The 14,333-nt window shown below is 35.1% G+C and carries 13 protein-coding genes; 2 read left to right on the plus strand and 11 right to left on the minus strand.

What is annotated here, in order from left to right; translation table 11 throughout:
* Position 1 precedes the first annotated feature (1 nt).
* Complete coding sequence (locus K8N75_RS01260; protein WP_223790362.1) at positions 2-619, plus strand: methylated-DNA--[protein]-cysteine S-methyltransferase; 618 nt, start codon at positions 2-4, stop codon at positions 617-619.
* An 18-nt stretch (positions 620-637) separates the two neighbouring features.
* Here K8N75_RS01260 and K8N75_RS01265 read toward each other — a convergent pair whose 3' ends face one another.
* The 11 genes from K8N75_RS01265 to K8N75_RS01315 form a co-directional block, all read right to left on the minus strand.
* Positions 638-1,105 carry a 4Fe-4S dicluster domain-containing protein gene (locus K8N75_RS01265; RefSeq protein ID WP_223790363.1) on the minus strand — a complete coding sequence of 156 codons (468 nt, stop codon included), beginning with the start codon at positions 1,103-1,105 and terminating at the stop codon, positions 638-640.
* A 21-nt stretch (positions 1,106-1,126) separates the two neighbouring features.
* Positions 1,127-2,515 (minus strand): acetyl-CoA decarbonylase/synthase complex subunit gamma, encoded by a 1,389-nt coding sequence (gene acsC / locus K8N75_RS01270; protein ID WP_223790364.1) that lies wholly within the window; start codon positions 2,513-2,515, stop codon positions 1,127-1,129.
* 12 nt (positions 2,516-2,527) lie between these two features.
* Entirely contained in the window at positions 2,528-3,688 is a 1,161-nt protein-coding gene (gene cdhD, locus K8N75_RS01275; protein ID WP_048191444.1) for a CO dehydrogenase/acetyl-CoA synthase subunit delta, read from the minus strand.
* 12 nt (positions 3,689-3,700) lie between these two features.
* On the minus strand, positions 3,701-4,459 hold the full coding sequence (locus tag K8N75_RS01280) for an ATP-binding protein (RefSeq protein WP_048191446.1): 759 nt from the start codon (positions 4,457-4,459) through the stop codon (positions 3,701-3,703).
* A 62-nt stretch (positions 4,460-4,521) separates the two neighbouring features.
* Positions 4,522-5,937: a CO dehydrogenase/CO-methylating acetyl-CoA synthase complex subunit beta gene (cdhC, locus tag K8N75_RS01285; RefSeq protein ID WP_223790365.1), complete on the minus strand. Its 1,416-nt coding sequence runs from the start codon at positions 5,935-5,937 to the stop codon at positions 4,522-4,524.
* 64 nt (positions 5,938-6,001) lie between these two features.
* Positions 6,002-6,514, minus strand: coding sequence for a CO dehydrogenase/acetyl-CoA synthase complex subunit epsilon (gene cdhB / locus K8N75_RS01290; protein WP_048191450.1), 513 nt, complete (start codon positions 6,512-6,514; stop codon positions 6,002-6,004).
* Positions 6,515-8,860 carry a CO dehydrogenase/acetyl-CoA synthase complex subunit alpha gene (gene cdhA, locus K8N75_RS01295; protein WP_223790366.1) on the minus strand — a complete coding sequence of 782 codons (2,346 nt, stop codon included), beginning with the start codon at positions 8,858-8,860 and terminating at the stop codon, positions 6,515-6,517.
* Between the two features lie 269 nt (positions 8,861-9,129).
* A complete protein-coding gene (locus tag K8N75_RS01300) occupies positions 9,130-10,203 on the minus strand; it encodes a type II secretion system F family protein (RefSeq protein ID WP_223790367.1) in 1,074 nt (357 codons plus the stop codon).
* A 58-nt stretch (positions 10,204-10,261) separates the two neighbouring features.
* Positions 10,262-11,887 carry a TadA family conjugal transfer-associated ATPase gene (locus K8N75_RS01305; RefSeq protein ID WP_223790368.1) on the minus strand — a complete coding sequence of 542 codons (1,626 nt, stop codon included), beginning with the start codon at positions 11,885-11,887 and terminating at the stop codon, positions 10,262-10,264.
* A gap of 406 nt (positions 11,888-12,293) precedes the next feature.
* Positions 12,294-12,500, minus strand: a complete 207-nt coding sequence (locus K8N75_RS01310) for a hypothetical protein (protein WP_223790369.1) — start codon at positions 12,498-12,500, stop codon at positions 12,294-12,296.
* Positions 12,501-12,719: 219 nt separating this feature from the next.
* Positions 12,720-13,175, minus strand: coding sequence for a response regulator (locus tag K8N75_RS01315; RefSeq protein ID WP_223790370.1), 456 nt, complete (start codon positions 13,173-13,175; stop codon positions 12,720-12,722).
* A 149-nt stretch (positions 13,176-13,324) separates the two neighbouring features.
* On the opposite strand from K8N75_RS01315, the gene K8N75_RS01320 reads away from it, so the two are divergent.
* Positions 13,325-14,308 carry a 50S ribosomal protein L11 methyltransferase gene (locus K8N75_RS01320; RefSeq protein ID WP_223790371.1) on the plus strand — a complete coding sequence of 328 codons (984 nt, stop codon included), beginning with the start codon at positions 13,325-13,327 and terminating at the stop codon, positions 14,306-14,308.
* Positions 14,309-14,333 lie beyond the last annotated feature (25 nt).

A 14,333-nucleotide genomic window follows, 5' to 3' on the forward strand; every position in this document is an offset into this window, starting at 1 on the left:
GATGAATAATTTATTTATATACTCAATAAATGACTTAGGTCCTGATAAAATAAATAAAAAAAGTAAGAATCCCATAATAATTTCTACACACAAAAATGAAAATCTATACTTTGCTGTAGGATATTCAGAAAGAGGAAAAATAATACGAATATCACTACCCCAAAAGAGTGAAGAAGACGCAATATTTGAGATAGCAAAATATCATCCTGAATTTTTAGTTTCAGATCAATACTGCGAAACTGCAGAGATGATTTGTAAAATGTATCATGGAAGAGATGTAAAATTTGATTTAGAAATTCTTGATATTGAAGAATCAACAATTAATACTTCCTTTGAAAAGGAGGTAATTCTTGAAGTTGCAAAAATACCCGGTGGTAGCGTAAGAACTTATAAAGAAATCGCAAAATTACTGAATAGCCATGCTTACAGGGCAGTTGGAACGGCCATAGGTAAAAACCCATTCCCCATATTAATCCCTTGTCACAGAGTAATTAGATCAGATGGAAAAATCGGTGACTTCAGAGGAGGAACTCCAATGAAGGTTGAAATATTGAAAAATGAAGGAATCAAAATTCAAGATCTAAAATTATTGGATCCAAAAAAAACTTACAAAAAATAAAAAAAACAGAAAATCTATCTAAATTTTATCCTGATATGCTTTCATAGCTTGTTCAAGCACATCTGCAAATGTTGTATCATTTTTAAGATCTTCAAGATCTTCAATTGAGAATATCTTGAGAACATTATCTTTACATGCTTCAACACATGCAGGAATAATTCTATCTGTTTCCATGCATAAGGTGCACTTCTGGGTTGATTTTTTCTCTGCATCAATAACAATCATCCCCACAGGACATGCAATCATACACAGTCTGCAGAGTATACATGCTTCCTGATCCACAAATAAAGTTCCATCCTCCTCCCTTATGGCGTTAGTAGGACATATTCTAGCACAAGGTGCTTTATCAGGATGGCATTGCATGCAGAAGATTGGAACAGTGGAGGTCTTTTTTGCCCTTGAAACTCCATGCTCGTCACGACATGCTGTAATACAATCCTTGCACTCAGTGCACATTCTAGGATCAACAACCATCAGCGTCTTCATAAGATCATTCCTATCACTTTTTTATTTAGCTTCTTGTTTTTCTTTCAATTTTAAAAAGAAATCAGGTACTGCTGATGAATCTCTTGGACCAACAACAACTTCCCATCCACATTCATCCTCAATTTCCCCACTTATTGGTGCAGATAGTCCAGGTATAATTAAAGTCCTCGTTTTAACTTTATCCTCTATTCCAGATTCTTTAATAAGATCAGCAACAGATTTACCGGTTTGTTGACCTCCTGCAAGAGATACATCTACTGCTCGACCTTCAGTATCCAGAACAAGTAGATAACAGTTTGATTTACCTGATTTTAGGTCCCCCTCAACAGTATAATATGTGAGAGCGAAGTTAGTTGTCAGTAAAACAGGTGAGTTTTCATCGAGTTCTCCAAACTCGTAAATACCTGGATCAACCATTTGTGGTTTTCTTGGATCTGTGAAAATACTCTGTCTAAGAGTTAATACAGGTATGAGCTCCCATATATTGGTTCCATGGATAATTAACATATCAGCATATTTGTTCATGAGTGTTGCTGCTATGGTGGCCTCTTTTATGCCGCCTTGTACCTCATCTTTTTCATATAACCATGTTAAAGCGGGAACTCCGAGTATAGGAAATCTGAAGTCTTCATCTTTTTCTTCAATTGCCAATCTTCTGATCATAACGAAGTTATCGAGTGTGTCACCAATTCCATCATCGACATAGGTTCCAGGGTCGAGTATAATATCCTTAATTCCCTTGGATCTAAGTATCCTCGAAAGTTCTTTCATTTTTTCTAGATCATTTGGAACAAACAGTGCTAAAGGACATTCATATTCAATAGCCAGAGATGCCATATCCTCAATGTTGTTTTCTGTTGCAGCATATATGAGTGGTCTTTCGTCTCCAACTTTTTCAAGAGCAGCCTTCATTGCCTCTGGATCCATTGAACATAGAACCAGTGGTAATTTAGATGATTTGAGTTTTGATGCAGTTTCAGCAAATTTATTATTGTCTCCTGAAACATTCCTTATGGCAATACCATCAAGAACAAGTTTTTCACCTGTTCTTTCAAATTCAGATTCTTCAATGATTTTAACTCTCTCTTTTAGAGTTTCATCATCCATATTATCATTTACATCAATTACCATAGGCGTTGGGTTATAATATGTGAGTTCATATCTATAAAGAACCTCATCACCACCCATTATCATAGCTTTTGAGCCTTTTCCTATAGTTATCTCCCTCACGGCAGGTGCCAATAGGTTTTCAAGTTTTTCCAGTTCATCTGCTGCCATTTGTGTGCAAAGTTCAAGGTCTGTTTCCTTGTCTGAGAGTTTGGTGGCGAATGCCATACAAGAAGCCTCTCCACATTTGGCGCAATTGGTCTTGGGAAGTAGCCTGTAAATTTCCATTGCAGTGACTTGCAATCTAAAACCTCCTTATTCAAGTTCCGTAATCCAGTTTGTAATATCAGGGACATCAGTTGAAAGGTAATCCCTTGTAAATGTGTTTCCTATTTCCTTGAGCATCTGTACAGACGATGGATGAAGCATCATGAATATATCGACACCGCATAACATCATTGTAAGACCCGTTATAATTTCCCATATTGGTCCACGGTAAGCTGTTGGTCCCCATTCATCTTTTTTCATCCAAGCTTCACGAGAACCCCATGCATTGGTTGTACCTGATGACATTGGCATCTGAAGATCTGTGTCTCCTTTCAGTGCAGCCAGTCTAGTCCTAGTTATTACATCGATTGAGAATTCCACACCATATCCCAATGCACATGTTGTTGGGTCCATAACAATATCTTTTTGAGTTAATCCTTCCTTCATTAAGTACTTGTTAAGAGTTTTCTGCATGTTAATGTCAGTTATTGCCCATGATAATACTGCATGATTATAATCCATAGCAGCCTTTGCAACTTTTCTAAAATCAAGATCAAGGTTTGCAGAAGCAAGCAGACATCTCTCACCTTCAGCTGCAGCTGCAGCAGCTTCAAGAACAATAGGATCCTTTATTGGATCTCCTGACCCTCCTATTACCAGCGGAACTTTAACTGCCTGTAGGACTTCTTCTATATCCTGTGCAGCTTGACGTGGAGTTTTATCCATTACCTTTGGACCAGTTCCTATCAAATGTATAGTGATCATGTTTGCTCCATAGTCCTTAACAGCCTTTTTTGCCCATTCTCCAGGATGTTCCATAACATCCTCAAAATGCTCCCTTATTGGCTTAGGAAGGCCAGGCATGGGAATATCAAACACATCAAAAGTAACAACAGGAGCATTTGGTTGTGCCTCTTCAAATCTGTAAAGTGCCTTTTGACCACCCAGGAAAACCGGTTTCCTTGTACCTGCACCCAGTTGAACCTCAGCTACCTCACCGGGATAGTTGTGCACCGGCGGTGCAAATGGTTCTATAGTTGGTAATGTTTCCTTTGCAATAACAGCTTGCTTTTGAGCAACCTGCTGCACCATTTTTTGGACGGCTGGCATCAAATTAATTTCCAGCTCATCAAAGTCCATTCTAAAATCATTTATCTCTATGGTGTCTGTATTTTCCAATAGTTTAAGAAGTTGTGTCATTTTATCCATTGATACACATCCTTAATTTGAATTTAAAATCCTAGATACGATTTTTGAAACTGTAACAACAGAATTTGAATCATCTGGAAGGTTCACGAGAGGTGTTCCTTCAATATCATATTCTGCTACTTCTTCATCTTCGTAAATGGTTCCAATAATTTCAATACCAGTTTCTTTGGCTTTTTTAATTATCATATCTTTGTTATCTGGAGTAATTCTGTTAACAACAAGAAACATCTTTTTGAAGTTTATATCCAGCTCATTAGAAAGTTCTCCAATCCTTTGAGCTGTCAATATTCCTCTTTTTGATTTGTCTGTTACAACTAACATTGTGTCAACGTTTTGAGTTGTACGCCTACTTAAATGTTCAAGTCCTGCCTCTGTGTCTATAACTATATAATCATAGTTTGCAGAAAGGGTTTCGATAATCTTTCTCAGCATATTATTAACTGCACAGTAACATCCACTCCCTTCCGGTCTTCCCATTACCAAGAGATCAAATTTTGGTGTTTCAACTACAGACTCCATTATCTTGTAGTCAAGAATATCCCATTTATTCATATCCTTGGGAATGTTACCCTTCGCAGTGTCAACCTTCAACTCTTCCCTCACATCACCAACAGTTTTTATAACTTCAACTCCAAGTGCCTCTGGAAGATTAGAGTCAGGATCTGCATCAATTGCAAGAATATCCTTATTTTTCTCTGACAAAGCCTTTATTAAAAGGGAAGAAAGCAATGTTTTACCTGTTCCACCTTTCCCACTTACCGCGATTATCACTAGATACTCTCCATTTATTTTGATAGAAATATTTTCAAGATTATTCATTTATTATTGTAATTCTATTTTCTCTTAATTATCACCTTTTCAGCGTATATTTTAGCATTTCTGAAGATGATTTTAACTCCACCACTTGCTGAAGGTACTGTGAGTTCTGGTGCATATGCAACTTGTGTCATAGGTACTCCTTCAACTTCCATTTCAGGCATAGCGTCCATTTCTGTAGAAGATTCTTCTTCAACTGAACCAGATTCTTCTGCAGTTTTTGCTTTAGCTTCTTTCAACCTTTCCATGATAGGATGGTTATTTTCTCTAAGGAACTTTCTGATCTCTTTAATACTATTTGCATCTTCTTCGGTTGGTATTTTATCAGCCAGATCTTCTGGTATGAAATCTATAAGAGAATCTTTAATTGCTTTAGGAAGCCAAATAATCCTTTCATAACCACCATCTGCTTGTAAAAACTTTGGTGACCTCATGTATTCCAAACTTAAACCAGCAAATCCTTCAACTTGCTTTCCTCCAGAACATTGTCCTGCCATTGCAGAAAATGGAATTCCAAGAGGTGTTTCTCCTTTAAAGTCCCTGTCTACAATTCCTACGCCATCGAGTTCAGGTATGTAAAATGCAACCGCTTCAAAACATCCACAGGAAGTATGGGGGTATCCAAATACACTGTGTAGATAAACTCTGTCAACTGTTCCTTGAGATTTGTCTGCCATTACAGTGTTCACATTGGCATATTCTCCCCTAATTTCGTCTAATACTTCTCCTTTATCAATTTCGAATATTGGACCATCAGGATCCATTTTAGCAGCTGCTCTGCAGTCAAACCAGTTAATTGCTCCGCAAAGTGCTGTTCTATCTGGTGTTACAATACATGTATGTGTTGGTGCAAATGATTGACACATAACACAACCGTAAAATACATCTACATCCTCGTCTGAAAGTTCTCGAGCCCTTGCATCTCTTTCTTCATATTGTTTACTTGTATTTTCAAGGAAAGCTTCAACTTCTTTTTTATCAGTGTATAATGTGACGGATATTTCCTCAATTATTGGAAATTCTTCTTTAAAGAGTATAGAAAGAGATTTTCCAAGATGTTCCAGTTCAAAACCGGCATCATTAGCTTCTTTACTCACACGACACCATATTTGATCGCGCTGATTTAGATGCATGAATCCTTTTATATAATTACAAAGTTCATGCGTTCTACGTTCTATAACTCCTTCAAGTTCCTTTTCGAGTTTTTCTCCCTTTATCTCGATGAGAATACCGAATGGATATATTTCTCCTTCCTTCATCTCGCTGAGATTAGGGCCTATCACCTCTACTTTCCCGTTTTCAACTTCTTCTCTTACTTGAACCAGTTCTGCCCCTATGGATTTAGGGCCTGCAAGTTCAACGAACATGTTCGCCGATCTTATCCTTTCTCCCTCGTACATTGGGCTGACATCAACAGGTATATCCTCAAACATTGCATTCCTCCGATTTATCTATTTCTAGTTTATATATGCTATATATTCCAGTTTTTTAATTAAATTAGTCTGTTTTCATTTTTTCTAGGTATATTGACCATTCTTTATCCTTCATATTAGGGAATGATGCATCTGCATTTGAGTGGAAATATTTACAAAGTGTAAGGGTCTTAAGATGTGGTGCAAAGTGCTTTAGAGTTGAAAGACCCTGTGAAGCCATGTAATATATGCCTCCAATGAATATAACCAAATCATGTTGTCCTTCACCTTTCAAACCTTCCCATTCAGGGTCTTTTAAGAGGTTAATAATTTCAACAATTCCATATGCCTTTGTTTCTACTCTTTTGTCAAGATAAATCTTGAAGGTATCTGCGGTGGTTACAATTGGCAGATCCCATTTTTCAGCTATTTCAATTGAATGAGTAACAAGAGGTTCCTCTTTTGCAAGTGGTCCTAATACTAATAACGGCCTTTTTGCTTTTTTAACCATCATCTTAGCAGTTTCAGGTGTCACCATAAGTGCCTGTTTGGGTCCTGCTATAACAGTTGGCTGCCATGGAATAACTCTTTCATTCATCTAATCACCTTTCATATCCATTAAAGAAGGTTCTTGAGGTAATTTTCTAGGTTTCCAATTTTTTTCATCTAATATTTTCATAATATCCCTTTTATAGGTGATTGGAATATCCTTTTGAACCCTTACGAACTTGTAAATATCTTCGGGTATTGTTCCAAAGTACTTCTTGTGAAGATCTATGTAATGGTTAAGCTTTAACTGACGACCCTTTGAAGTATCGTTTGGTCTTAAACATAATTTAGCAGTCATTACAGTTGCTTCTCCAATAGTTTCGGCCGCATAAAGAAGATGTTCAGGTGCAGGTTCCCCATTTACAATTTCTCCATTTCTTAGATCGTTGACCTGCCATGATTCCTCTTTGTCTGTCCTTCCTAAGAATAAACGCCTATATTTAGAAGCATGAGGACCTACAACTACAGGTATTCCCCATCTGTTTACACCAGTTGCAATTGCAGCCGCTTTCTGAGAATATGCTCCCCACGCAACACCGCATGCTCCCACCCTGTTAAGTATATAATCTGCTATTTCCTCAAAATTACCTTCTAAAGGCTTTTTAGCAAATATATTAGCGATTTTAATAGCCACGCCAGGGATATGTGCATTTGAAACACATGACCCCATGTTTACAAGTCCTTTTGCTTCAAAAGATCCACTATAACGCTCGTATAGAGTTTTTCCTTCTTCATCCTTGTATTCCCCAAGCGTCATTGCTCCACAGCCAGTTGTGACTACTATATAATTCCTTTCAAGGAACTCTTCAGCCATTTTAGCTACTTCTTCTCCACCATCAGGGTAGTTAGTGCAGCCGACAAATGCTATAACTCCAGGAATGTCTCCCAAAACAATAGGTGCACCAACCCTTCTGACTTCAACATCTTGAACAGGCCCTCTGCCTGCCCTTATGTTATATTTCTGGTCTTGGAGGTTTATTTCACCTATTTTAGCCATCATGGATATGATTGGTATGTCCCTTGGACATTCTTGTTCGCATCTTCCACAGGAATAACAGATGTCATTGTCGTAAAGTCTCTGCATCTGGGAGAGATCTCCCTTACTAGCAGCCATTACAGCATCCATCATGGGTATGCTATTTGGACATACACGATCACACCATTCACATTCTGTACATTCTTTTGCCAGTTCAACAACTTCATCTAAATCTGGAAGTACTTTAACTTTAGAACGTCCCTCTGATGTTTTCATTGCAACTTTAGCAGCTACTTCCCCAACTTTATCAGGGTCTAATATCAATGCACCTTCGATTTGGTTGTTGACAAGTTCTGATACGATTTTATCAGAGTCTTCATCTGTTTTATTAGGAAGTCCAAGACACATCTTATCAGTGGTTGCAATTACCACTGCATTATTTTTCTTGGCTTCTTCAAGCACATCCGTTCGTATACATTGTTCATCAACAATTATAACATCAGCAACACCACTTCGTATGAATTTAAGTTGTTTTGAAATGGGACCCACAATTTTTGCATTTTTATTATAACGGGTTATATCTATTGCAGCACAACATATACCACAAACCTCTAAATCTTCTTCAAGATTCTGCTCCTCCAAGTAGTCCATTATGCCTGCTCCAGGGGCAACATTATGTCCTATGCATAGAATCACTGGTTTTTCCCTGTCAATTGTTCCTATTCCAAGTTCCACCAGTGGTGCTTCAGCATCACCTTTTGGCATGTCAAGAGCAACTATCTGTGCCAAATCTCCTATTTCTTTTCCAAGATTATCCATTAAGCCTGCGTGAAGTGCTTTTGATTCAAAATCAATACTACTACCTTCTTGCCCAGTATGACAAGCTGAAAGGAGGTGAACCATCTGTTCTTCAAGATAATCTAAAGCTTCTTTTAAATCTCCTAATTTTTTAGGTGTTTTACCTATTAATGTCCTCATAATTGGGGCTTCAATATCTATGCCCGTCCCCATATCTATTGGGAAGTCTTTGCCTTTTTTATCAATGAGATATTCCAGGAGATGTCTAGCGTGTCCTGAATGGGCTGCTGATCCAATGCAACATGCAAGAAGTACTGTTCTTGCTTGCTGTGCGGCAGCATCAATACCACACGCTCCTTTTTTCCCGAGTAGGTCACATTTACCATACGTGCATAAACAACACATATCGCAGAGTGGAGCGTAGAATGGCTCGTATCTCTCCAGTAACTTCATGTCCCAAGATCTTAAATCTGTTACATTCGGTTTTTGAGTAGGACCCATAGGCACCAATGGTTCATCAGTACTTTCAGTTCCCTCTTTCTGGATTATATCTCCTATTGATATCTTGAAATCCTTTGTTTTCCAAAAATCGTCCTTGAATTCCTTAGGTTTAGGTGCCATGCTTATCACCAATTATTAATGATTTATAATGATGTTTTTCCTATGTAACAATATATATATAAATATGTGGGTATTACGTTTTATCAAAATTCTATGTCTTTTTGATTAAAAATGATTTGATCTATTGATCAAAATTATTGATAGAGAAGTTATTATAAACAAAAAGAACACTACTGCTTGGTTCTAACAATTTTCAATATTTATTTAGAATATTATTAAAAATCTCATAAAAAAAGTATAAAAAAATTTTTCCAAAGAATTTTATTGGATTATACTTGTGGTTCCAATCTCTTAATCATGAAAGCCAAGAAACCAACAATCATCGGAAATAGGAACAAATACATTATAATAAGTAGTATAGGAGGTATTAAAGCCCCCATTACAGTTGAAGCTGCTATTAACATGATCATTGTTATAACTGGAGCAAGAATTGCAATAAACATGTATATCATTGTGAATGAATTTAGTTTCTGGGCATAATCCTTTAATTTCATCCTTAATTCATAAGCAGTATCCTCTGCAATAACGTTAAGTGTTTTTGCAAGATCTCCTCCGCTTGAAAGCGTTCTTGTTATCTGATAAACAGCCCTTCGAAGTCCTTCAGAATTTATCCTGTCGCTCATGTCAACTAACGCTTTTTCAGTTGTTTCACCATATTTTATTTCTTCAAGCGCCCTTGCAAATTCTTCTGAAAGAGCCCCATAACCTGATAGAGCAACAGACCTCATACTATCGTGCATTCCTATACCTGCACGAAGTTCTGTCGCCATTTGTCTCAATGCAAATGGTAATTCTCTTGATGCCTCATTTGAACGTGACCCCTTTTTGATGTTGGGCAAGTAAACAAGAACTACAGACATCATGAGGATTACTAATCCAAAAACTGCACCAATAACTATTCCAAATCCCAGTATGATCATGAGCATGAACACAACAACAAATGAAATTCCACCCATTACAATGATCATTCTTGGTTCTAGGCCCTGTTTCTCATCCTCTTTTAGAAGTTCTTCTAGAGATGCCTTTTGATAAACATCTTTTTTAACCTTCCCTTTCTTGGCCGGTTTCAAACCCCTATCATATTTTTTATCAATTAATTCCTTGAAAATCTCTATTTCATCCTTGTCCATACGCATTTTTTCTATGACACGAGGTGATGTTCTTTTAACAGTACTTTTACTAGATGATGTCCTTTTTAATCCTTGACCAACTTTGCCGGTTCTGGTTCTAATTTGACTCAGTTTATCAACTGGTACAGATACTCCTTCGCCAACCTTCTTAGTTGAATCTACGGTCATTCCACCTATTCTATTGAAGAAATTTTTGAGACCTTCAAAAACCATTTTATCACCAAAAAGTACCCTTAAATGTTTAATAATTAATTTAATTATCTTTTGCTAATTATAATATCTTTTCGAGAATCTCATCAGGATCTCTATAATAATTGTTAATATAATTTCCAACTTCTTCTATGGATCTTAAGTTGTTATCTGCTAGATACTCCAGTAAAAGTCTCCTTTTTTCGATCTCTTCTTCGATATCAGTAATTCCTATTCCCCTAAGTTCAGCTATGTCTCGCAGGGTTTGGCTTGCTATTCCAACATATTCCACCTTATCAGAAACATTATTCCATTCAAAAACTCTATTTAACTGAACATTGCCCTCTTCCATTCCCACTATTTCTGCTACCTCAGTTACACGTCTGATTGAGCCGCCTTCAGGTCTGTACATCCTGTTTTGCATTATAATAAAATCAAGGGCAGGAATCATGATAGTTGGTACATTCATTGGAGGGTTTACCAATCTTGTAACAGTTTCCCTCGCAGTGTTTGAGTGAACAGTTCCCATACCTGAGTGTCCTGTATTCAATGCTGTAAAAAGAGTTACAGCTTCACCACCCCTCACTTCACCAACTATTACCCTATCTGGTCTCTGTCTCAATGAATTTTTAACAAGAGTATCCATTGTTAATTCCCCCTTCCCTTCAATATTAGGTGGACGGGTTTCCATTCTCAAAACATGAGTATGAGGAAGTTGAAGCTCTAAAGTATCCTCAATTGTTATTATACGTTCTCTTGGAGGTGTGAAAGCTGTAACTGCATTTAAAGTAGTTGTTTTACCTGAACCAGTTCCTCCAGCAATTATAGCATTACAAGGTTTAACACCAAGTCCATCCGTGCAAACCCATAAAAAACCAGCCAGATGAGAGGATAAAGTTTTGAAATTGATCAAATCAACAATTGTTAATGGGTCTTTCCTGAATTTCCTAATAGTTAATGTTGCACCATCTGCAGAAACAGGAGGTATTGTTGCGTTTACCCTTGAACCATCAGGGAGCCTAGCATCAAGTATAGGCGTTTGTTGATCTATTCTACGGTTAACTTGCCTAGCAATAACATCAATTATTGCCTTGATATCTGAATCATCATCAAAAATAACATTCGTAATCATCATACCTATCTTTCGGTGGTAAACAAACACATTTCTATTTACACCTATCACCATTATCTCTTCGAGGTCGTCATCCTTTATCATTGGATCTAGCTGACCATAACCAAGCATTTCCTGTGATATTTGGGTTGCCAGTCTGTCAACATCCCTCACGCCTTTAGACCTTAAAAATTCCTTTACTTCCCCTATAAAACTTCCTTCATCTATTCGGAAATCTTCACCTTGAGCCACTGCTACCTCAACTAGTTTTTCACGAACTTCGTTGAATATCAATCGTTCATTTTCAGAAAACTTAGGAAGACTCACATTATAAGTCGGTATTAAACCTTCTTCTATAATTTCTGCCTTTAAAACATCCGAAACTTTTTTTACAGATTTTGAACGTTTAGAAGGCCGTTTCATGACTTTATCTAAATTAAATGCCGAATCTTCACTTTTATCCCGTGCCTTATGTATCGGCTCTTCTTTTTCTTCATTACTCTGCTTAAATATGTCATTTGAGTCGTTTTTGGACTCATCATCACCAGCAAATTCCCCAAGAAGATCTCTGAGGATTTCTTTACGTTTATCTTTCATAACTCTCAGATATCTATATAATTTAACCAATATTTAAGGATAACTTTTTATTATTGTATTCTTTTTCTAAAATAAGATCATGAAATTAAATGTTTTTTAATACAATCAATGCAAATGATAAACTATTTCTAATTATAAAATTTTTCAATTTTTTTCAGATAAATTAATCTAACATATTTCAGTATTATAAAATGATTATCCAGAATAATTAAATTAGAATATTATGATATAAATCAACAAAATAAGAAAGATAAAAACATTAACCCAAATAATATCCGCTGTTAATTATTTAATTTTATTTAATTTTTATGGTTACAATATTAATAATATACAAAATGTGACTGTTTGATTGGAAGTATCCATTCTTTGTGATAATTTTAAAATAGATTTTTCAACCAAAGCTATATTATTCAACTTCCAAATCCAAACATCTTATCTTACTATGCAGATCCCAAAGTTCATCATATAATCTATGATAACTTTCACTTGATGGATCATCTTTAATAAGTAATATCTCATTATATTTTGAATAGAATTCATTTTTTAATTCAAATAGTGTTTTATGTTCGTTTAATAAAACGTTAATCTCATAAATTTTACTTATATCCTCCATTATTGCTTAAACCCCCATTGTTCTATTAAAAATATTGAAAAATTTTCGTCTAAAAACATATTATTTTCAATTGGTATTTGTTACAAATAAATTTTGTTGAAACATATCAAAAAAGGTAACCAAAGACCATCAGATAAGTAAAAAAAATATGTTATTATTAAAAAAATAATAATCAAAAAGATTATTACAACATCTCTTTATTAAAATAATTACCATTACTCATGCTGCAATATTTTTTATTTTTTTTATAGTTCTTTTTATGAATTTCAAGAGTTTAGAATTGTTTTTCAATTTTTTCTCCCTTTCAAATTTGTATAATGCCATCTGTATGGAAGTATATAACCCAATATCATCGAATGGTTTTGTTATATAACCATATGGGTTTGTCATTGATGCTCTTTCTAATATCTCATCATCATAATAGGCTGTAAGATATATAAAAGGTATATCATGGAGTTTTCTTAATATCTGGGCTGTTTTTATTCCATCTAAATCCCCTTTTAATATAATATCCATTAATATTATATTAGGTTGCATTTCATTTGATTTTGATATTGCATCTTTTCCATTAGATACAATTCCAAGTACAAAATAACCCATATTTTCTAATCGTTGCTTTAAATCTTTAGCAACTATGGATTCATCTTCTACAATTAAAATTTTTGTATTATTCATTCCCTGCCCCATGTCTCACTAGAAATTTAATTAGATTCGAATAAATACAAATTTTATAAACATAGATATTAAATTATGGGATCAAATTAGTTAGAAATTAAAAAATTTTTATCAGAAAAATATGTTTATTAAAAGATATAATTAACCATATGAACATGGACTGCGTATGTGGAGCTGGGTGTGTCAAAGATTCCGCAACTATATTAAAACAAATTAAGAATAAATACCCCGCTTGTGTACATTGTAAAAATCCAAAGCTTAAAAAATTCAAACCACTTAAAGATCAAATAGAATTTAAACGATTGAATGAAAATTTTGGATTGTGTATTTGTGGAAAAAGACATTTAGATGTTGTTATGGCACATATACTAAAAATCATGATTCAAGAGGGCATAAGAGATGAAAACTCCACTTTAAGAAATACATGCACACCATTAATAACTCCAGCATATCCAACAAAATCCCCACCTTATCTTATGGAAAATTCAATGGTCATATTAACAGATAAAATAACAAAAAATTGTGCTGATAAAATAATAAATGAAATACCCGAAGTGAAAGGTATTTTATATGGAGATATACGGGAAACAGTTGGATTAAAAGATTCAGATTCTAAGCCTAATGTCTATAAACTCCTTGCAGGGTGTGATATGAGATGTGATGTGGTTTTTACACCATATGGAGAATTATGTATCTATCGAAACCAAGCTGAAATTCATGTTGAGTTTTCTAAACCAGTATCCCCCAAAGTTGAGATATTAAAAACGTTCTTAGACAAATATAAAAACCCAAGCATTCTTGATTGTACTTGTGGTCCTGGAACTCTTGGAATAACATGTTTAAAAGCAGGTGCAAAAAGAGTTGTATTTAATGATATTTGGTATCCTGCAATAAAAATGACTCTACTGAATCTCCAAGTAAATGGATATGATACTGATTCTTTTGATGTTAATACAGGTTTAATAGGATCAGGTGAAAATTTCCAAGTTTACTGTCAAGATATTAAGAAATTAGAAGAATCACTCCAAGAGAAGTTTGATATATGTATTATTGATACATTTCCTGGTGTTGATACTGAAAATTTCATTAATTCTGTAAAAGGATTTTGTAAAGAGGTTATTGTGATTAGTTAAGAGATTAATTTTATTATTTAAATTT

The sequence above is a fragment of the Methanobacterium spitsbergense genome (genome assembly GCF_019931065.1).
In the GTDB taxonomy this organism is placed as follows: domain Archaea; phylum Methanobacteriota; class Methanobacteria; order Methanobacteriales; family Methanobacteriaceae; genus Methanobacterium_B; species Methanobacterium_B spitsbergense.

What these genes read in the sequence shown, in the direction of transcription:
- K8N75_RS01260 (WP_223790362.1), top strand. Translation starts at nt 2, where the DNA reads ATGAATAATTTATTTATATACTCAATAAATGACTTAGGTCCTGATAAA.
- K8N75_RS01265 (WP_223790363.1), bottom strand. Translation starts at nt 1,105, where the DNA reads ATGAAGACGCTGATGGTTGTTGATCCTAGAATGTGCACTGAGTGCAAG.
- cdhD (WP_048191444.1), bottom strand. Translation starts at nt 3,688, where the DNA reads ATGGATAAAATGACACAACTTCTTAAACTATTGGAAAATACAGACACC.
- cdhC (WP_223790365.1), bottom strand. Translation starts at nt 5,937, where the DNA reads ATGTTTGAGGATATACCTGTTGATGTCAGCCCAATGTACGAGGGAGAA.
- cdhB (WP_048191450.1), bottom strand. Translation starts at nt 6,514, where the DNA reads ATGAATGAAAGAGTTATTCCATGGCAGCCAACTGTTATAGCAGGACCC.
- cdhA (WP_223790366.1), bottom strand. Translation starts at nt 8,860, where the DNA reads ATGGCACCTAAACCTAAGGAATTCAAGGACGATTTTTGGAAAACAAAG.
- K8N75_RS01300 (WP_223790367.1), bottom strand. Translation starts at nt 10,203, where the DNA reads ATGGTTTTTGAAGGTCTCAAAAATTTCTTCAATAGAATAGGTGGAATG.
- K8N75_RS01305 (WP_223790368.1), bottom strand. Translation starts at nt 11,887, where the DNA reads ATGAAAGATAAACGTAAAGAAATCCTCAGAGATCTTCTTGGGGAATTT.
- K8N75_RS01310 (WP_223790369.1), bottom strand. Translation starts at nt 12,500, where the DNA reads ATGGAGGATATAAGTAAAATTTATGAGATTAACGTTTTATTAAACGAA.
- K8N75_RS01315 (WP_223790370.1), bottom strand. Translation starts at nt 13,175, where the DNA reads ATGAATAATACAAAAATTTTAATTGTAGAAGATGAATCCATAGTTGCT.
- K8N75_RS01320 (WP_223790371.1), top strand. Translation starts at nt 13,325, where the DNA reads ATGAACATGGACTGCGTATGTGGAGCTGGGTGTGTCAAAGATTCCGCA.